At 59.5% G+C, this 19295-nt stretch carries 15 protein-coding genes; 4 read left to right on the forward strand and 11 right to left on the reverse strand.

Annotated features, from left to right (window positions below; all coding sequences use genetic code 11):
* Positions 1-737 precede the first annotated feature (737 nt).
* On the forward strand, positions 738-1838 hold the full coding sequence (locus NXC24_RS24075; RefSeq protein WP_158704547.1) for a heparin lyase I family protein: 1101 nt from the start codon (positions 738-740) through the stop codon (positions 1836-1838).
* 75 nt (positions 1839-1913) lie between these two features.
* Here the strand turns inward: NXC24_RS24075 and NXC24_RS24080 are convergent, their stop codons facing one another.
* The gene (locus NXC24_RS24080) at positions 1914-3080 is read right to left on the reverse strand and encodes a M20 aminoacylase family protein (protein WP_104825956.1); all 1167 of its coding nucleotides are present in this window, start codon (positions 3078-3080) and stop codon (positions 1914-1916) included.
* A gap of 399 nt (positions 3081-3479) precedes the next feature.
* On the opposite strand from NXC24_RS24080, the gene NXC24_RS24085 reads away from it, so the two are divergent.
* The 3 genes from NXC24_RS24085 to pepT all read left to right on the forward strand — a co-directional run bounded on the left by NXC24_RS24085 (position 3480) and on the right by pepT (position 7082).
* Positions 3480-4742, forward strand: a complete 1263-nt coding sequence (locus tag NXC24_RS24085; protein ID WP_104825957.1) for an adenylate/guanylate cyclase domain-containing protein — start codon at positions 3480-3482, stop codon at positions 4740-4742.
* A gap of 234 nt (positions 4743-4976) precedes the next feature.
* Entirely contained in the window at positions 4977-5495 is a 519-nt protein-coding gene (locus tag NXC24_RS24090; RefSeq protein ID WP_104825958.1) for a DUF992 domain-containing protein, read from the forward strand.
* A 354-nt stretch (positions 5496-5849) separates the two neighbouring features.
* A complete protein-coding gene (pepT, locus tag NXC24_RS24095) occupies positions 5850-7082 on the forward strand; it encodes a peptidase T (protein WP_104825959.1) in 1233 nt (410 codons plus the stop codon).
* 45 nt (positions 7083-7127) lie between these two features.
* Here the strand turns inward: pepT and NXC24_RS24100 are convergent, their stop codons facing one another.
* From NXC24_RS24100 to NXC24_RS24145, 10 genes are all read right to left on the reverse strand, one after another.
* Positions 7128-8222 carry an LLM class flavin-dependent oxidoreductase gene (locus tag NXC24_RS24100; RefSeq protein WP_104827809.1) on the reverse strand — a complete coding sequence of 365 codons (1095 nt, stop codon included), beginning with the start codon at positions 8220-8222 and terminating at the stop codon, positions 7128-7130.
* Between the two features lie 148 nt (positions 8223-8370).
* Entirely contained in the window at positions 8371-10254 is a 1884-nt protein-coding gene (locus tag NXC24_RS24105) for an MFS transporter (protein WP_104825960.1), read from the reverse strand.
* Positions 10255-10577: 323 nt separating this feature from the next.
* Positions 10578-11777 (reverse strand): MFS transporter, encoded by a 1200-nt coding sequence (locus NXC24_RS24110; RefSeq protein WP_104825961.1) that lies wholly within the window; start codon positions 11775-11777, stop codon positions 10578-10580.
* Positions 11778-12052: 275 nt separating this feature from the next.
* Positions 12053-12424: a hypothetical protein gene (locus NXC24_RS24115; protein ID WP_104825962.1), complete on the reverse strand. Its 372-nt coding sequence runs from the start codon at positions 12422-12424 to the stop codon at positions 12053-12055.
* Positions 12425-12582: 158 nt separating this feature from the next.
* Entirely contained in the window at positions 12583-13539 is a 957-nt protein-coding gene (locus tag NXC24_RS24120) for a trypsin-like peptidase domain-containing protein (RefSeq protein ID WP_104825963.1), read from the reverse strand.
* A gap of 247 nt (positions 13540-13786) precedes the next feature.
* Complete coding sequence (locus NXC24_RS24125) at positions 13787-14203, reverse strand: organic hydroperoxide resistance protein (protein WP_104827810.1); 417 nt, start codon at positions 14201-14203, stop codon at positions 13787-13789.
* A gap of 282 nt (positions 14204-14485) precedes the next feature.
* Entirely contained in the window at positions 14486-15223 is a 738-nt protein-coding gene (gene msrA, locus NXC24_RS24130) for a peptide-methionine (S)-S-oxide reductase MsrA (protein ID WP_245464214.1), read from the reverse strand.
* 11 nt (positions 15224-15234) lie between these two features.
* Entirely contained in the window at positions 15235-17001 is a 1767-nt protein-coding gene (locus NXC24_RS24135) for a cytochrome c biogenesis protein DipZ (protein ID WP_104825965.1), read from the reverse strand.
* Between the two features lie 182 nt (positions 17002-17183).
* Positions 17184-18506, reverse strand: a complete 1323-nt coding sequence (locus NXC24_RS24140; protein ID WP_104825966.1) for an ATP-binding protein — start codon at positions 18504-18506, stop codon at positions 17184-17186.
* Positions 18503-19243: a response regulator gene (locus tag NXC24_RS24145; RefSeq protein ID WP_104827811.1), complete on the reverse strand. Its 741-nt coding sequence runs from the start codon at positions 19241-19243 to the stop codon at positions 18503-18505. Before NXC24_RS24145 ends, NXC24_RS24140 begins: the two co-directional genes overlap by 4 nt.
* Positions 19244-19295: the final 52 nt, after the last annotated feature.

Raw genomic sequence — 19295 nt, forward strand, 5'->3', positions numbered from 1 at the left:
AACATGTCCCCTGCGCAAGACCGGAGGAAATGGTGTTGAACAAGATCCTTGCGAACGGTCTCGAGTTTGTACGCTTGCTCAAGCTTTAGGCCGAGACCCCGTACACTTTGTCTCAAGAAAAGAGCCGGAACTTGAACATGGGAAGGATGCCTACGTGAACAACTGCGAGCTCTCGGAGGAAAATTTCCAGCGACCGTCGTTAGGATCCTGTTGGAGACGACGCGGGCGCCAAAAGATCAATCATGTCACCTATTTCACTTTGCGTTCCGGCGTTATTGTAGTAACCTCCTACTCGTCAAATCGATCCGCATTCAGCAGTTTTGCCTGCGACGGATTATCCCCTCCCAGACACTCTTTTGATCGAAATTGAGCCCTTCCAAAGGGTATAGGGAGTGACGGAAGTTAAAGCCGAAATTACTTCCGTTTGGCAGCTTAGCTTAGATTTAACAGCCATTTAGACATAGGATAATTTGCATCCGCAAAAGGAGAAAATGGCTAGGTTTTGGAGCGGGAGACCCCGGCAGCAACTCTATGGACATGATCCCTCCTACCGTTATTTGCAGTAACCTGCATCCTGACAATTCCAGTCATTTGGCGACAGATTGAAACGCCAGGCAACACGACGGCGATGCAACGCGAAGGACAGGGTCCTCGTCCTTTTCGCTGGATTTCAATCCACGAGATTCTATGTTTAAACGTTCTTCCAGGGTGCGATGCGCGCCTATTGGGAGACGAAGATGTGGCGTTTGACGCCTGCTACTATGTTTCTTTTGCTTTTTGTCGCGGTCACATCCAGCGCGTCGGCAGCCGAGCTTCTCTACAATGATTTCAGGTCGCCGACGCTAGATCAGAGCCAATGGTGTTCCTGCCAGATCGATAACAAAAATACACCGGTAACATTCTCGGCCGATCCAGCCGAAAGGAGGGATTACATAGCCGGGATTACCGTCAACGAATCCTCACTCGGCGGCAAGAAGTGCGAACCTGCTTGCAAGGCGCCGCAGGAGGTCCTGACTGCGCAACACTTCTTGGTGACCGAAGTCAGCAGACCGGAGTTTCTCGGCACGAACTTCTTTGCGAAAGTGAAGCCGACGTGGGCGCCGACGGCGAACCAACCTGATCCTTATTGCGACGACAACGCCTGGAGCCGGGCCAAGGCAGCTCACCAGGAGGACGAATGCATTCAGCGTGAAGAGCTTCGCCTGCAAAAGACCTTCTTTCGAAGGTCCGATGTGCCGCTCGTCTATTCCTTCCGCTTCCGCATGCCGAAAGAGGTTTTGAACGATAAGGATTCCATTCGCTGGATAACGGCGCAATGGAAACAGGAGCCTATAAATAGCAAGTACGCGCAGGAGTTTGCGGGCTGGTCACCAAGCCCGTTTCTCGCCCAGCGCTATGATGACGGCATCCTGCATGTCACGGTTCAGGACGATATGTGCAGGTGCTTGATCGCCTCGGCGCCAGCCAAGGGAAGCAAGCTCGCCTGGAAAAACGGAACGCCGCATTATTGCCAGTCTATCCGGCCGGAGGACAGCGACGGCAAAGCCTGCACGCCCAATTTGAAGGTGGAGTATGGCCGCAATCCCATCCTGTCGACGCCGGCGGGGAAATGGGTCGAGATGCGTTATCGCGTGCAGGCCGGTCGTGACGGCAGCGCTTTCATCGAGATTCATCAGGATGGCCGGTTCATCGCCAGGGTAACCGGCAAGATCGGGTATGAGCCTGATCCATCATCTCCACCGATGACCAAGTTTAAGATCGGCCAATACCGCGACTATATACCGTCCTCGGACACGTTGGAGCTGGATTGGATCAGGATCGAGACCGCCCGGAAATGAGGCAGCCTTGCCCTGCGAGGCGTCAATCCGCGGCGATCGAATGGTAAACCCGCGAACGAATGCCTCTCCGTTCAGCTATGACAATCGCTGCGCAACCAGGGCGGCCCAGTAGTCGATGCCGTAGGCGATGGCATTGTCATTGAAGTCATAAGCCGGATTATGCAGATCGGCGCTGTCGCCATTGCCGACCCAGATGAGCGCGCCGGGCCGCTTTTCGAGCATATAGGAAAAGTCTTCCGAACCCATCGTCATTGGCCAGTTGCCGTTGACGCGCTCTGCGCCGACAACGTTCTTCGCGGCGGCGATCGCAACCGCGGTCTTCTCGGCATTGTTGACGGTCACGGGATATCCCGGGCGCCAATCGATTTCGGCCTGCGTGTCATGGAGCTTCGCCGTCCCAGTCACCACATCGCGAAACCGTTGCTCTACGGCGCGGCGTGTCGCCGGCAGCATCGTGCGGACCGTGCCGCCGATTTCGACGGCGGGAGGGATGACGTTCAGCGCCTTCCGGTCGCCGCCGCTGATGAAGGTAACGGAAACGACGACGGGATCGAACGGATCGGTAAAGCGCGATGCGATCGACTGGAGCGCGACGATGACATGCGAAGCGACAAGCACGGGGTCGCGGGCAAGATGCGGCGAAGCCGCGTGGCCACCGCGTCCGTGGATGGTGATGACGAAACGGTCCCCAGCAGCCATCATCGGGCCGCTGCGGATGGCGAACGAGCCGACGGCGAGGCCCGGCTGATTATGCATGCCATAGACTTCCTCGATGCCGAAACGATCGAGCAAACCTTCCTCCAGCATCACGCGCCCGCCGCCGCCGCCTTCTTCCGCCGGCTGGAAGATCAGAACGATCTTGCCCGCAAAATTGCGATCGGCGGCAAACCGTTTGGCGGCACCCAGGAGCATGGCGGTGTGACCGTCATGGCCGCAGGCATGCATCATGTTTGGTATCTTCGAGGCGTAAGGCAGGTTCGTCTGTTCGGACATCGGCAGCGCGTCCATGTCGCAGCGAAGCGCGATCGTCTTGCCATTGCCTCTGTTACCTGAGATCACCGCCACGACCCCGGACTTGGCCATCCCGGTCACTACCTCGTCGCAGCCGAACGCCCTCAGCTTCTCCGCCACCATCGCCGACGTGCGTGGCAGATCGAATAGAAGTTCCGGATATTGATGTATCTCGCGACGCCAGTTCTTGGCCTCATCCGCAATGATGCGCGATGCTTCGGACGGGTTCATGAACAGTCTCCTTCAGAAAGTCTTACAAATCGCCGCGATGCCGGCGGGAGCGGATCTGTACCAGAGATAACGACGAGCAGCATACGAGTATAGTCACCTTTGCAGACGGCCCAAGATATGGGCCGCCTGTCAATTGATTTGTGACCCGGGGACATTGCTCATCGTCTGCCATGCGTTTGACGGCCTGCGACGGTTCGCCTCACGTTTAAAGAATACGGAATTCGACCTATCTATCTTTGGCCAGGTAGCACGAGGCGCGGTATAGGTTCGCGCTTCGGTTTATAAAATCATGGGCTGAAGCCGATTGTCGTTCCAGGTAAATGACAATCGGCGTATATTCGCACTTCGGCGTGGATCGTTGCGCGACGACAGAGACCAGGTATTTGTGGGGTACGGGTAATGCAATTGTCATCGGAAGCGGCGTCCCGCTCGCATGTCGAGAGCCAGGGTATATGGCCGGCAAGACGGAGTAATATCCTCGATTGGCTGATGCATGATACCCGCGACGAACGCTTCATCGACAATATCCTCGTGGACTTGTGCGGGAGACTGCGGGCAGCGGGTATCCCGGTCGCACGGGCGACGTTGCATTTCAGAACGCTTCATCCGCAATGGCTCGGTGCACGAATCCTCTGGCGTATAGGGATGGAGGAGGCAAACATCAGCACCTTCAGCTACGGGGTGGAGACGACACCGCAGTTTCTGGCTAGCCCGATCAACGAGATCTTCAATGGAGCCGCCGAGGTTCGCCAGAACCTCGAAAAGCTGGATACGGCCGATCGGCCCGCCTATCCGCTCTACGAGGAAATGCATGCCGAAGGATTGACCGACTATATCGCCTGGCCGATCTACCATACGCTCGGCAAGCGCCATATCGTCACCTTTGCCGCCGACATACCGGGCGGCTTTACCGAAGAGCATGTCACCTTCCTGAAGGACCTACTGCCGGCCCTGACGCTGGTGAGCGAGATCCGGCTGAAGAACATCCTGGCCCGGACGCTTCTGCGCACCTATGTAGGGCCGCATGCCAGCGAGAAAATCCTTGCGGGTGCTACCACCCGCGGCAGCGGCACGACCGTCGGCGCGGCCATCCTCATCTGCGACCTGCGCGACTTCACGACGATTTCGGACATGTGGCCGCGCGACGACGTGATCGACCTTCTGAACGGCTATTTCGACGCGATGTCGGAGCCGATCGAGAAACATGGCGGCGAGATTCTCAAATTCATGGGGGATGGATTACTGGCCATTTTTCCGCTGAGCGATCCCATGGCCTGCGCTAACCTTCTTCAGGCGATCAGCGAGGCGGAGGCTGCGGTCGGCGCGTTGAATGAGGAAAATAGTCGGAATGGCCGCGAGGTCTTGCGTTACGGCGTCGGCGTGCATGTCGGCGATGTGATGTATGGCAATATCGGTTCGCGTACCCGCCTTGATTTCACCGTCATCGGGCCGGCCGTCAATGTCGCTTCGCGACTGGAGACATTGACCAAGGAGGTCAAACGGCCCGTCTTGTTGTCCAAGGCCTTCGTCGATATGGCAGGCTGTGAGATCGAAATGGAAAGCCTTGGTGCCTTCCCACTCAAGGGTCTTGGTGAACCGGTCGATGTCTTCGCCTTTGCGACGAATGGAAATAGCGTAGCGCGCCACAAAGCGCGATCCTGATATGTTTCCGAGATCATGCCCGGTCCATTTTCTGGACCTCGCGGAGCGAAAAAGCTGATCGCAAAACGTGAAGTGTCGAGGGCTGTTGTCTCTTGTATATTAGGATGAGTGGAAAGACGATAGCCGCCTCAATTTCGTGGGATCGTTCTGCGATCACGGACGTTAGTTTGGGCCGACTCAACGGCTCGGCGACCGGGTGCCCTGCACCCTGAATACTCTGACAAGGAGAGAAAGATGAATAAATTACTCGCCACGGCATTTTCAGTAGCAGCATTGATCGTCATCGGCGGGACGGGGGTACGCGCGGCCGACCTACAGACCACCTACCAGGAGCCGGACGAGCGCAATGGGGTAAAGATCGGCTATCTTACGTGCGACGTCGGCGGCGGTGTCGGCTATGTGCTTGGCTCTGCAAAAGAGGCCGACTGCGTTTTCCGCTCGACCGTCGGAAAGGAGCGCATTGACCATTATAGCGGTGCGATCAGAAAACTGGGCGTCGATCTCGGCTTCACCACCCGCAGCCGTCTTGTCTGGCTCGTTTTTGCTCCGACAGCCGGCTATCATCATGGTGCGTTAAGCGGCCTTTATACGGGCGTTACCGCGGAGGCGACCCTTGGTGCCGGCGTTGGTGCCAACGTTCTTCTCGGTGGCAGCTCCGGCTCCGTGCATCTGCAGCTAATCAGTGTAACCGGCCAGCTCGGGCTCAACGTCGCCGCTACCGGTACGTCGGTGACGCTGACCACGATAGACTAAGCATATCTTCATTTGCCAGTTCCGCCCCGTGCGTATCTTCTCTAGGGAGGGTACGCATAGGGTGCGACTACGGATGCATGATGGGACACTTTTAAAACGTGGTCATCGTGCAAATGATTGTCTTTGGTGGGTTACTCAACTACCTGGCTGACGCATTTTCAGCCCCAGACAACGCGTGCCGCCGGCGGTCTCGGTGGCATGGGCACACCCTAAGCGTGTTTGTGGTATTTTATACCAGCTAAGGTTATCTCTTGCTATACCGACAAAACGCTTCGGCAAAACGAAAATGCATTCACGGCCGCGTCCGCGAGGGCTATAGCTGTCCATCGTCGATGAATACGTGGACCTGAACTCATGACTGATACCGTTATCGATCGCTTCCTTCGCTATGTCGTTATCGACACCCAATCGGATCCCACGTCATCGACGCAGCCGTCTACGGAAAAACAGAGGAATCTTGGCCGACTCCTGGTGGAGGAATTGCTGGCGATCGGCCTTTCCGATGCGCATCTCGATGAGCACGGTTACGTCTATGCAACCGTCCCGTCCAATGTCGACAGGCCAGTGCCGGTCATCTGCTTCTGTTCGCATATGGATACGGCGCCCGATTTCACCGGCACCAATGTCAAGCCGCAAATCCTGCGAAACTATGGTGGCGGCGACATCCAGCTTCCGGGCGATCCGCAACAGGTCATTCGCGTCAGCGACAATCCGGTTCTGCGCGACCAGATCGGCAACGACATCATCACCTCCGACGGCACGACGCTGCTCGGTGCCGATGATAAGGCTGGCCTTGCGGAAATCATGACGGCCGCCCAGTTTTTGGTCGACAATCCGGAGATCGAACACGGAACGATCAAGCTTCTGTTCACGACGGATGAGGAAATCGGACGTGGGGTCGACAAGGTCGATCTGACGAAGCTCGGCGCAGAGTTCGCCTACACCGTCGATGGCGAAACGGCCGGCCATATCGAGGATGAAACCTTTTCCGCCGACGGCGTCGAAATCACCATTCAAGGCGTTGCCATCCACCCAGGTTTTGCCAAGAGTAAGATGGAGAACGCCATCAAAATCGCCGGCGCGATCATTAGCCGGCTTCCGGAAGACATGGCGCCGGAGACGACAGACGGCAGGGATGGTTTTGTCCATCCAACCGGTGTGACCGGTTCGATGGAAAAGGCAGCCCTCAGCTTTATCATTCGCGATTTCAACGATGATGGTCTCGCTGCCAAGGAGGCTATGCTCGAGGCGACCGTAAAGGAGGTGATGGCGGAATATCCCGGCTCCACCTATTCCTTCAAGGTCAGGCAGCAGTACCGCAACATGAAGACCATCCTCGACCGCCATCCGGAGATCGCCGACAACGCCATCGAGGCCGTCCGGCGCGCTGGCATGACGCCCGTGCGCGGCAGCATCCGAGGCGGCACCGACGGTTCGCGACTGTCGTTCATGGGCCTGCCCTGCGCCAACATCTTCGCCGGAGGCCATGCCTTTCACTCGCCGCTCGAATGGGTCAGCCGGCAAGACATGGAGAAGGGCGTCAAGACGCTTGTCGAACTGGCAAAACTCTGGGCGGAGCGCGCCTAACGCATGCGATGATAGCGTCGTCTGAAATAGATTGACGCCTTTCCTTCATTCGACTCGAAGTCCCGCCTTTTTCAGAAGCGGGATGACCCGATCGCAAAAATAGGGCAGTTCCTGCGTATAGTTGACGAAGGACAGAGCTATGCCGGCATAGCCCTGGGCAGATATGGCGATCATATCCTCGACGATCTTTTCCGGCGTGCCGATCAACGGATAGCTGCCCGCGCCGCCGGCGAAGCGCTGGCGGTATCGGTCATAGGCATCGCGGTCGTGCGATTGCGAGAATTCCTTCTTGCCGGCCATATGCTGATCGACGGCGGCGTGGTCGGCCATGGTGACGGCGTAGCGGGTGTAATAGTCCTCCGCCTCCTGCTGCGTCTGGCGGCAGACGACGTGGCAGACGGTGTAGACGCCGACATCCCTGCCCTTTCTCTCCGCCCTTTCGCGGATATCGATGACATGTTTTCCTGCATCCGCGATCTCGGTGAAGGTGGTGAAGAGATAGTCGCAGCTCGCCGCCGCAAAATCGCGGCCCGGACCGCCGAAAGCGGCGTTCATCGTCACCGGCCGCGGCGTCTGCAGACTTGCCGGCCGGCTCACGGCTTCCTTCAGCGTGTAATAGGTGCCGGCATAGTCGACTGGATCGTCGGAGGCGTAGACCTTTTCAAGGATCTCCAGCCATTCCGCCGCCTGGTCGTAGCCCTTCTCGACCAGGGGAATGCCGAACATGCCGAATTCCTTCGGGTTCCAGCCGCAGACGATGTTGAGGCCTGCTCGCCCCTGGCTGACATGATCGACCGTCGCCAGCGATTTGGCGGCATAAAGCGGATGCACCAACGGCACATGCACCGTCATGAATAGGCCGATCTTCTCGGTCGCGGCCGCCAGCGCCGCCGCCCAGGTGAAAGTCTCGAACGACCATTCGCGCACCCGGTTCTTACCGCCGAAGCCTCGCCAGCGGGCAATCGGCAGAAAGAATTCCAGCCCGGCGCGATCGGCGATCTGCGCAGCGGTCAGATTGTCCTGCCAGCCAGCGGCCCAGCGTTCCGGCACATCGGTGATCGCCAGCCCGCCATCGGCATTGGCGGAGAATACGCCAAGCTTCAGCCGGTTCGGGCCTTTCAGCGGATGCGGCTTGATCATCTTTCCCTCTTCATTTTCGTCTTCGGCGGGCAAGACGGATGGCGGGTGGAACAGGACTTGCCCAAACATTGCCAATCGTGAAAGTGCCGGACGTCCGGCACAAAAAGCCCGGCGCGATATCGTTTCGCGCCGGGCCTTTCTTCGGTTGCTACTTGATGGCGTTGAGATCAATGCCCTTGGTGTCGCGGATAAAGATGAGGCCGATGACAAGGCTCATCGCGGCAACCGCGATCGGATACCAGAGACCATAATAGATATCGCCTGTGGCAGCACTCATTGCAAAGACCGTTGCCGGAAGCAGGCCGCCGAACCAACCATTGCCGATATGATAGGGCAAGGACATGCCGGTATAGCGGATGCGGGTCGGAAACATCTCAACCAATATCGCGGCGATGGGACCATAGACCATGGTCACATAGATAACGAGAATGGTGAGAATGGCGATGGTGAGCGGCCAGTTTACCGCATTGGGATCGGCGACCATCTTGAATGCGCCGCCGTTCGCTATGGTGTAAACCGGCATTTCCGTCGCCCCCGCAGCTTGGTCAGCCGTGAGCAGCTTCGCCTTGACGAGGTCAGCCACCGGCGTGACCGTCTTGTCGCCGGCGCGGATCGTCGTTGCATTGAGGCCGAGTTCAGGGTTTGCGGCAATGAAGCCATCCAGCTTGACCTCAGGCACCTTGGCGGGATCCCGCGCGAGCGGGAAGCCGGCCTTCTGCAAGGCAAGATTCAGATCATGCGTGAATACTGCGCTCTTTGCGGCAGCGTCCGCGCCGGCGGTGACGGCATTGTACGAGGTGACGGTCGTATCGCCGACCGTTACCGTTGCCGGCTGGCCGGCGGGGCCATCGACGATGGCATAGGGGACGGAGCTCTTCGACAGGAATGAAGTCGCAATGTCGCAGGAGTTGTTGAATTTCGCTGTGCCGACCGGGTTGAACTGGAAGGTGCAATCGTGGGGTGCTGCGGTGACGGTGGCGCGGATCGTCTGTTCCGCCTGGGCGAGAGCCGGGTTTGCCGCGCGGGTCAATGCGTTGAACAGCGGGAAATAGGTCAGGATCGCCAAGGCGAGACCGGCCATGATAATCGGCTTGCGGCCGATCTTGTCGGACAGCCAACCGAACACGACGAAGAAGCCGCTGCCAATCAAGAGCGCTATGGCGATCATGATATTGACGGTTTGGCCATCGACCTTCAGCACGTTCTGCAGGAAGAACAGCGAATAGAACTGGCCCGCATACCAGACGACCGCCTGGCCGGCGGTGAGGCCGAGCAGCGCGAGCAGAGCGATCCTGGCGTTCTTCCACTGGCCAAAAGCCTCAGATAGGGGTGCTTTGGAGCCCTTGCCCTCTTCCTTCATCCTTTGGAAGGCCGGGGATTCACTGAGCGACAGTCGAATCCAAACGGAAATGCCCAGAAGGACGCAGGACAGGATGAAGGGGATACGCCAGCCCCAATCGGCAAAGGCGGTTTTGCCAAGCCAATTCTGCACGACCAGAATGACGATGAGCGACAGGAAGAGCCCGAGCGTTGCCGTCGTCTGGATCCAGGATGTGTAATAGCCGCGCCGGTTGTTGGGCGCATGTTCCGCAACATAGGTCGCCGCGCCGCCATACTCCCCGCCGAGCGCAAGGCCTTGCAACAGGCGCAATCCGATTAGAATGACCGGGGCGATGATGCCCCAACTGGCCGAACCCGGCAGGACGCCGACCAGGAAGGTCGACAGACCCATGATCGTGATCGTGACTAGAAACGTATATTTGCGGCCGACGAGATCGCCGATCCGTCCGAAGACCAGCGCGCCGAACGGCCGGACAAGAAAGCCGGCTGCAAAAGCGAGCAGCGCGAAAATATTGCGGGTCGCCTCCGGATAATCACTGAAAAAGGCCGCACCGATGAATGTGGCCAAGGAACCATAGAGATAGAAATCATACCATTCGAAAACAGTTCCGAGCGAAGATGCAAAGATCACCTTCTTCTCTTCCCTGGTCATACCCCGACCAGAAGTTTCACCTACAGAGGTGCTTACCATTTTTATTCCTCCCAGTTGCACCAAGGACATGGACGGCGGGAGCCATGCCATACCCTCCCATGTTGGCATAGCGCTTGATTTTCCGGCCGATCGGCGCGGCAAACCTGCGCTGGTGAACGCCTCCGGATTTCCTCCCCCCTGAGGTCACGCACCTGATGCCCAGGAGAAGTGTTGACCAAAAATTGAAAAATGCAATGCCAGCAACTTGCGTCCGCTGCCTAAAACTGTGTGTAAGGCGGTGAAACGCAGAAACTAAGATCCCCTGACGCCATTGTCTCCGGCTCAGGAGATCCGCTGTAAATGCGTCTTCTTGCAAGCCTGGGTTATGCCGGTTGAAGCCTGACGCGCTGCAATGGTGGAAAGGCGAGTGCGATGGCGACTGCGCCGAGGCCTACCATGGACGATCCGATGAAGAGCCAGGAATAATTCCCGAACGTATCGAAGATCCAGCCGCCCGCCAGTGGGCCGAATGCCATTCCGATACTCGACAGCATGGTTGCCGCGCCGAAAACTGTGCCGATGACGCGCGGTCCGAAATACTCCCGTGCAAGCACCGCATAGAGCGGCATAACCCCGCCATAGGCGCTGCCGAAGATGACCGCGAGGGCGTAGAATTCGCTAAGCTGGCTGACGAGGAGATAGATCGCGAGCGCCGCCGCCTGCACCAGCAGGCCCGCGACCAAGACTGGCTTGACGCCGAGCCTGTCTGCAAGCGTGCCATATAGAAGCCGGCCGCCGAGCCCCGCAAGCCCTTCGACGCTGTAGATGCTCACCGCCGCCATCGGCGCCACGCCGCAGATCGTCGCATAGCTTACCATGTGGAAGATCGGTCCTGAATGCGCCGCGCAGCAGGCAAAGAAGGTTCCGCCGAGAACGAGAAATTGCGGCGATCGGAATATCTGTCCGAGCGGTACGTTGGGGCCTTCGGCCGCGGGATCGGTATCCGGGCCCGCCGCAGCCGCAGGGGGGCGTCGCACGAGCAGTGCCGCCGGCACCAGCAGTATCCAGGCGAGAAAACCGATGAGCATCATGGCCGTCTGCCATTCGTAAGCCGAAATGAGCCAGCGGGCGAATGGTGAAATCGTCATCGGCGCAACCCCCATGCCGGCGGAGACCAGTGAAACGGCGAGGCTGCGGTTTTCATCGAACCATGCGGTCGTAGCCGCGATCATCGGCGCGAAGAATGCGCTGGCGGCGAGGCCGACGAGAATGCCGTAGGTCAATTGAAATTCGAGAAGCGATCCCGCCCGACTCGCCAGGACAAGCGCGAGGCCTAGCAGGACTGCGCCCGTCAGTACGACAATACGAGGACCGAAGCGATCGCTTGCCGCGCCCCACAGGAAACCGCCGAGACCCATGACCAGGAAATTGAGCGTCATCGCGCTCGCAATGCCGGCATGCGACCAATTGGTGGCGGTAGCGATCGGCACCTGAAAAATAGCCAGTGAAAACATTGCGCCCAGCGCAACACAGGTCATCAGCGCGCCGGCGGCCACGATGACCCAACGATAGGAATTGCCCATATCCGCTTAACCCCATTTTGCACGATCGATCTTGATACGGCATGGACGGCCCCGTTCCGCAGCGCCATCCATTCCCTAAGACGCTCGAGCCAGCGTGATTTCGACATGTCCTATCATTTTTATTCTTGGACGTGCGATGAAGGTTACGGCGGATCCGGTCTCATCGAACAGGTGGATGAAAGCTCGCGGATAGCTACAAAGATGACGTCGCCTGCTTTCGCGCGGCAGACGCCGCGTTGGGCGATGGTGAAGGGATGTCCGGCTAGCGGATCCACCTATTTCCAATTCTCGCGCCGCCACTCCTCCACGCGCTCATCCATATCGATGCTTCCTCTTTCCGTCAGGATGTTCAGCGCGGCGTCGTGCTGCGCCTTGCTCACTTCCTGCACGGTCAGCAGGACGCCCCCGCGCCGGAGCGCCTCCGCATAGTTCTTGCGCTGCTCTTCCGTGAAGAAGAACCCGGTCAGCGCGTCGAGGAAGCCGATATGGTCGATCGGCGGTATGTCGGGCCGGTTTCCCGGTGTCATGGTGATGGCGTCTTTCGGGATGCCGGCCTCTATGAGCTCTTCGGACGCCTTTTCGGCGTCGGACTCGTCGTCAAAAAATGCGCTGAGCGCATGCGAGCCCGGTCTTCCTGCGATTTCCATGGTGTTTCTCCATCGCTATACTTGTGTCATAACGACGGCGACACGTCACGGTTCCCCGTCGAGGTCGCTATGAGAAGCGCGGAGCCCCTCGTCACCCGCGCGTCGCGGTGCCGCTCGCACCTGAGCCGCCAATTCGAACGGCCGCTTTCGCCGGATATTTACGACCGGGCAACCGGCAGCAAGTTTCGTTTCTCAATTCGGCCTGCGACAGAGAAGACGAGCAGATCGGTGTTTCGGCCGATTCTCTCGCCGCTCATCAATCTGACGATATCGTCGACACCGCCGACCGGGGTACCGTCGATCGCCAGAATGTAGTCGCCGTCCCGCAAGCCTGCGCGGTCGGCAGGACCGCCGGGTTCCACCCGTCTGATGCGCACCGAGGTTGTCTGGCCGGTGCCGGCTTCAAGGGCGATCCTGCGAGGCAGCTCGATCGTATCGCCGGCGATCCCGATGAAAGCGCGCCGGACCTGGCCATACCGCAGTATTTCCGAAACCACGAAGTTCGCCGTATTGGAGGCCACCGCGAATGCGATGCTCTGCGCGCCCTGGATGACGGCCGTATTGACCCCGATGACCTCGCCGCTCGACGACACCAGCGGGCCTCCGGAATTACCGGGATTGAGCGCGGCGTCGGTCTGAATGACGTCGTCCATCAGCCGCCCGCTCGCGGACCGCATCGAGCGACCGAGTGCCGATACGATGCCGGCGGTCACCGTCCACTCGAAGCCGAGCGGATTGCCGATGGCGATCGCGACGTGGCCCCTGCGCAGACGCTTGGAGTCCCCGAGCCGGGCCCAGGCGCCAACGCCGGAATTCGCTCGGATGAGAGCGATGTCGGTGTCCACGTCGCGTCCAAGGACGCGCCCTTCCGTGATGGAACCGTCAGGTGTGGTGATGCGGACAATCTTGGCATCGTCGACAACATGGTTGTTGGTGACGATCAGCCCGTCCGGCGAGACGGCAAAGCCGGAACCATGCCCGCCCCTGCCGCCAACCCGCTCGATCCGGCTGACCGCCGGGCCGACCGTATCCACTGCCCCAGCTATCGATTGAGAATATGCATCTATCAGTGCCCCGTCGTCCGCGGGCACTATGTCCTTATCTATGAAACCCATCGTTTGATCCTCAAACAGCGGCGCCTATCGCCGCTGCCGTCGGCGATCACAGGGATGCCTGGTTCGCCATGACGCTGTCATTAAGATTAGATGGATGGGCGTCGGCTTGTGTTCAAGTCGGGATGCGAGGCTCTGGCTGCAGAGAGCTTCGATGTCAGGACGACTTATTCAATCGCACGCCGGCTCTCGTGCCGGCGTGCGATGATGATCCCATGAAGGAGGCGCAGCGTCTGTAAGGCGGATTCGCTCAGACCACGTTGATTACGACATCGATATTGCCGCGGGTGGCTTTGGAATAGGGGCAGGTCTGGTGCGCAGCGTCCACGAGGGCCTCTGCGACGTCGCGCTCGACGCCTGGCAGGCTGACGTTGAGACGGGCCTGAAGGAAATAGGCGCCGTCGATGAGGCACAGATCTACCTCGGCGTCGATGGCCGCGTCGGCCGGGACGGCGACCTTCATCTTGCGGGCAGCAAGTCCAATCGCACCTTCGAAGCAGGCTGACCAGCCGGCAGCGAAGAGCTGCTCCGGATTGGTGCCGCTGCCGGAGATGCCAGGAGAGGAAAGCTTGACGTCGAGACGGCCATCGGAGCTGCGCGACGCGCCGTCGCGGCCGCCGGTGGTGTGGGTCTTGCCAGTGTAGAGTACCTTATCGGTCTGGGTCATGATGTCGGTTCCTTTGAAGCGGTTGATAGCGTCCTCTTGGGACGCAATGACTGCTGACCAGCCATTGCCCGCATAAAGCGCTGGTGACGTATCCGGCATGTGTCCTGATTGAGCCGAAGTGTACCGGAGTGTGGGATAGCAGCGGCTGTGTACATTGCCGTACAAGGCAAGCCGGCTGGCACTTCTTGAAATGAAAAACTCCTCCGGCCTGGCGTCAGAGGAGTTTTGTTTCGGCAGACAGTCAGAAGCTTATAAGGCAGAGTAGGCGCTTCGAGGCCTCCGTCAGCCCTGGTTGTCTGAGACCAGAACCGGTTTCTCCCGATAGGTTTGGGGAAAGAGGTTCTTCAGATTGTCGACCTTCGGCTGCTCGTTGATCACGATATAGAGCTGGCCAGGATTGTTGGTCATATAGTTCTGATGGTAGACCTCGGCCTTGTAGAAGGGGTTGCCGGGCTCGACGGCCGTTGCAATCTTCGCCTTGAAGACATGGGCCGTTTCCAACTGAGCGATATAATCCGAGGCGACTTTCCCCTGCTCCGCGTCGGCCGGAAAGATAGCGGAGCGATACTGCGTGCCGCTGTCAGGTCCTTGCCGGTCGATCTGTGTGGGATCGTGCGCGACCGAGAAGTAGATTTGCAGCAGCTTGCCATAGCTGATCTTCTTGGGATCGAAGACGATTTGCACGGCTTCGGCATGGCCCGTGGTTCCGGTTTCCGTCTGCTCGTAGTTCGCGGTCTCCGCACTGCCGCCGGCATAACCGGACGTTGCGCTGATGACGCCGTCGACATGCTGGAACACACCTTGCATGCCCCAGAAACATCCGCCGGCGAACACGGCGGTTTGCTGGCTGGTTGTGTCCGCCACGTCATGAATCGCGGGTGGAACCAGCCGCGGTTCTTCGGCGGCCGATGAATTGGCGAGAAGCGCCGCACTGAGAAAGCCGAGCAGACCTCCGGTAATCAGAAAGGGACGGACGATCCCAAAACGGGTGATAGACTTCGAACGCGTTTTCATCTGCATCATTCCGCTCCTCATCCAAAGGTGAATACGTAGGCTTCGACGCCGGGATCGAGGAAGCGGACCGTGAAGGTCCGTTCCCCGACATCGCCGGCTTGGCGCACGAGCTGATAAAGGCGTGTTTCAGTAACGGTACCGTTGCCTTCGGCGTCGGTGTCGGCGCCGTGGCTTGCACCAGGCACCTTGCCATCGATCGTCACCTGAAACCGCACGGGCTTGCCGTCGGCGCCGGGGCCCAGAACGAAGTGCAGGTCACGGGCACTGAATCGATAGGTGATACTGCCGCCGGCCTTGTTAAGCGTCCCCTGTTCGGGACCGATCGTCCAGTTGCCGGAGAGGCCCCATTCGTTGAGACCGGGTTCGCCTGTCGTGTAGTCCTGGGCGGCATTCCCGCTCAGGCCTTCCGGCGATACGAAGTTCGAAGCCTCCTTATAGCCGATATAGGTCTCGCCGGATTTGATATTGCCGAGATCGGGCGCTGCCTCGGCGCCGGGCGCGTTCGGCCTGACCATATTGTTTTCGGAGACCTGGCTGCCGGCATCGGCCAGCAGTTCCTGAATGATCTTTTCGGAGGTGTCGTATTCCCCCTCCCCGAAAACATGGTGCCTGATCTGCCCCCTGGCATCGACGAAATAGAGAGCCGGCCAATAGCTGTTCTGGAACGCCTGCCAGATCCGGTAATTGTTATCGATGGCGACGGGATAGTCGATCTGGAAGTCCTTGAGGGCTCCCTTGACGTTCTCGATCTTCTTCTCGAAGGCGAATTCTGGCGCATGCACGCCGATCACGACCAGCCCCTGATCCCGGTATTTTTCCGCCCAGGCTTTGATGTAGGGGATGGTGCGGATGCAGTTGATGCAGGAATAGGTCCAGAAATCCACCAGGACGACCTTGCCGCGCAATTGCTCGGCGGTAAGCGGCGGCGAGTTCAGCCACTCGACGGCGCCGTCCAGCGAGGGAAGCCGGCCTTCGACGGGAAGCTTGCTCTTGAAGCGAGGCTTTGCCGCGGCCATCATCGGTGTGTTGCTGGCCACCATCGTCGCTGCCGGCTCCCGGTGATCTGCGTTGAAATTATCGAGAACGGCCTGCTCGAATGTCGAGGTACTGGCATAGGACAGGCGGGCCAGAAATCCCGTGTCGAAGCCAAGCGCAATCGCCGCGACTCCGGCGAGGACCGCCGCGCCGAGCGCCTGGCGAATTCTTTCGCCGGAACCAACCGAGCTTTTCATGGCGGTGAAGACTCGGCCGCCGATCAGAAGCGCGGCGGCGAGCGAGGTTGCCGCACCCGCTGCATAGGCTAGCAGCAGCAATGTCGTGCGGGCATTCGCCCCCTGAAGGGCGGCGCCTGTCAGGATCAAGCCAAAGATAGGGCCGGCACAGGGCGCCCACAGCAACCCGGTTGCGATGCCGAGAACCAGAGAACTCCCAACTGTCGAGCCGGAGCGTTGGCCGGGCGAATTCATCAGCCTGTTTCCCAAGGCGACGATCGGCCGGGTCAGAATGCTCGCTGCTTGCGGCGAGACAAGCGCCACGCCGAAGACGGCGAGCAAGACGATAGCGGCGTAGCGGCCATACTCGTTGGCGCGGACGGCCCAGCCGCCGCCGACGGCCGCAAGGGTTGCGACTGCGGCAAAGGTCATCGCCATGCCGGCAAGCATCGGCAGGCCGCTTTTGACGAAGGGCTGTCCGGCACGGGCAAAGACAAAGGGAAGAACGGGGAGAATACACGGGCTGAGGATTGTCAGCACGCCCCCGAGATAGGCAATGACAAGTAGCGTCATCTTCGTTTCCTTTGAAGGGATTGATCGGGCGCCGAGGCGCAATGGCCGACGAGCAGCCATTGGCCGCATAAGGGGGAGCGGACGTATCCCGCATGTGTCCCGATCGGGCGAAAATGTAACGAAGTGTTTGACGAGGGGGAGCCGCTACGTTCGGATACAAACCGATCGCAATCTTCCGCTTCTCAGCGGATGGAGATTTCCGCCGATAACCCGCCGCCCACGCGGTTGCGCAAGGTGAGCGAACCGCCAATCGCAAGGGCGAGTTGGCCGGCAATCGCTAATCCCAAGCCCGTTCCGCCGGTTCCGCGACTGCGGGATTGTTCGAGCCGGAAGAAGGGCTGCATTACGGCGTCGAGCTGATCCTCGGGAATGCCGGGACCGCGGTCGAGCACTTTGATAAGGACCGCCCCGGTACTGTCCTTCTGCACCGAAATCTCCGCGGTGCCCGCGAACTTGAGCGCGTTGTCGATGAGGTTTGTAAGGATCCGCCGGAGCGCATGAGGCCGCGTGACGATCGCGCCATCGATCTTGTCGGCGACCATCACGCCTTTGCCGGTGTCCTGGTAGTCATAGGCAAGGCTCTCGACGAAGGAGCCGATGTCTATGCGGGAGGGTTTCTCGGTATTTCCATGGGCGCTGCGGGCATAGGCCACCCCTTCGTGGACAAGTCGTTCGATTTCGGCGAGATCTTGAACCAGCTTTTCCTTCTCTGCGGAATCTTCCGCGATTTCGGCGCGGAGCTTCATGCGCGTGATGGGCGTTTGAAGATCGTGCGAGATCGCGGCGAGAATCTGCACCCTCTCCTCAAGATAGTGGGCGATGCGATCCCGCATCGCATTGAAGGCGCGGGCGGCATGGGCGACCTCGGTTGGCCCCGCTTCCGCCAGGCGCGGCGTCTTCTTGTTCGGATCAAGAGCGTCGGCGGCATGGGCGAGGTTCACTAGCGGCCGGATCGCCTGCCGGACGACGAGCCAGGTGCAGAAAATGAGAAGACCGAGTTGCAGGAGAAGAACGAAAGGCAGCCACTGGGCCAGCGGCATGATGGGTGCGGGATTGACGTCGATCGTCAGCGGATTGCCGTCGCTTAGGGTCAGATGGGCCTGGAGGCGTTTGCCGTCACCCGGTATCGATTCGAAGCGGATGGGGAAACGCTTGCCGACGGCATCCTGTATTTTTCCGGCGATCTGCCTGCCCTGCTCCGTCATATCGGGCACGCCGGGAAGACCTGGCCCGAGGACAAAACGGTAGGTTCCGCGATCGAGGCGGTCCAGCCAATCGGCCCGCTCGGCGGCCGGCAGACGGTCGAGAACGGCGATCGAGGTCCCCACATCGTTCTCTAGTGTGTTGAGCATCACCGTCTTGGCCGATATGTAGCGTTCGAGGAACTGGACGCTGAAGGTAAGCCCCTGCGCCAGCAGCAGCCCGGCGAGAAGGATCAGAAACAGCCTTGATCCCAAGGTACGAGGCCAGGGCCGGAATCCTCGAAACCGCGCGACGGCGCTCATCGGCGCAGCTCGGATATTTCGACCGGCATTGCGAAAACATAGCCTTCGCTGCGGACGGTTTTGATATAGGCAGGCTCGCGCGCATCATCGCCCAGGCGCTGGCGAAGCCGGCTCACCAGCAGGTCGATGGACCGGTCGAACAATTCGGCGTCCCGCCCCTGCGTCAGGTTCAGGAGCTGATCCCGGTTAAGGACGCGTTGCGGATGGTCGATGAAGACACGGAGCAGACGATATTCCGCGCCGCTGAGCGCGATCGCCGTTCCTTCGCGATCGAGCAGATGCCGGCCGGTCGTGTCGAGCTGCCAATCGCCAAAGGACAGGAGCTGACCGACTTCCGTCACCTGAAGATTGGGCGGAAGCATGCGGGTGCGGCGCAGGATTGCCTTGATGCGGGCCAGGAGCTCGCGTGCAGCAAACGGCTTTACCAGATAGTCGTCCGCGCCCATCTCCAGGCCGATGATACGGTCCGTTTCATCGTTGCGTGCGGTCAGCATCAGGATCGGTGTCGACTTGTGCTTGCCGGCGCGCAACTCGCGACAGAGAACCAGGCCGTCATCGCCCGGCATCATCACATCGAGGACGATGAGATCGACGGAGCTTGTTTCCAGAAACGCCCGCATATGCCGGCCGTCCGCGGCGACGGTGACGCGTAGCCCGTTCTTTTTTAGATAGCTCGACACCAGCTCACGGATTTCGCGATCGTCATCAACGATCAGGATGTGGTCGATGTGATCCATCATTGGGTGCCCTCTTCTGTCCGCAACGGCGCAGCAGCAATTTTTGAACGGT

The organism is Rhizobium sp. NXC24, assembly GCF_002944315.1.
Lineage (GTDB): Bacteria > Pseudomonadota > Alphaproteobacteria > Rhizobiales > Rhizobiaceae > Rhizobium.

Bases quoted from the DNA above. Each gene is read 5' to 3' on its own strand.
- msrA (WP_245464214.1), bottom strand. From the start codon at position 15,223: ATGCAGATGAAAACGCGTTCGAAGTCTATCACCCGTTTTGGGATCGTC.
- NXC24_RS24100 (WP_104827809.1), bottom strand. From the start codon at position 8,222: ATGATCAAGCCGCATCCGCTGAAAGGCCCGAACCGGCTGAAGCTTGGC.
- NXC24_RS24115 (WP_104825962.1), bottom strand. From the start codon at position 12,424: ATGGAAATCGCAGGAAGACCGGGCTCGCATGCGCTCAGCGCATTTTTT.
- pepT (WP_104825959.1), top strand. From the start codon at position 5,850: ATGACTGATACCGTTATCGATCGCTTCCTTCGCTATGTCGTTATCGAC.
- NXC24_RS24105 (WP_104825960.1), bottom strand. From the start codon at position 10,254: ATGGTAAGCACCTCTGTAGGTGAAACTTCTGGTCGGGGTATGACCAGG.
- NXC24_RS24085 (WP_104825957.1), top strand. From the start codon at position 3,480: ATGCAATTGTCATCGGAAGCGGCGTCCCGCTCGCATGTCGAGAGCCAG.
- NXC24_RS24090 (WP_104825958.1), top strand. From the start codon at position 4,977: ATGAATAAATTACTCGCCACGGCATTTTCAGTAGCAGCATTGATCGTC.
- NXC24_RS24140 (WP_104825966.1), bottom strand. From the start codon at position 18,506: ATGAGCGCCGTCGCGCGGTTTCGAGGATTCCGGCCCTGGCCTCGTACC.
- NXC24_RS24125 (WP_104827810.1), bottom strand. From the start codon at position 14,203: ATGACCCAGACCGATAAGGTACTCTACACTGGCAAGACCCACACCACC.
- NXC24_RS24135 (WP_104825965.1), bottom strand. From the start codon at position 17,001: ATGACGCTACTTGTCATTGCCTATCTCGGGGGCGTGCTGACAATCCTC.
- NXC24_RS24075 (WP_158704547.1), top strand. From the start codon at position 738: ATGTGGCGTTTGACGCCTGCTACTATGTTTCTTTTGCTTTTTGTCGCG.
- NXC24_RS24110 (WP_104825961.1), bottom strand. From the start codon at position 11,777: ATGGGCAATTCCTATCGTTGGGTCATCGTGGCCGCCGGCGCGCTGATG.
- NXC24_RS24080 (WP_104825956.1), bottom strand. From the start codon at position 3,080: ATGAACCCGTCCGAAGCATCGCGCATCATTGCGGATGAGGCCAAGAAC.
- NXC24_RS24120 (WP_104825963.1), bottom strand. From the start codon at position 13,539: ATGGGTTTCATAGATAAGGACATAGTGCCCGCGGACGACGGGGCACTG.
- NXC24_RS24145 (WP_104827811.1), bottom strand. From the start codon at position 19,243: ATGGATCACATCGACCACATCCTGATCGTTGATGACGATCGCGAAATC.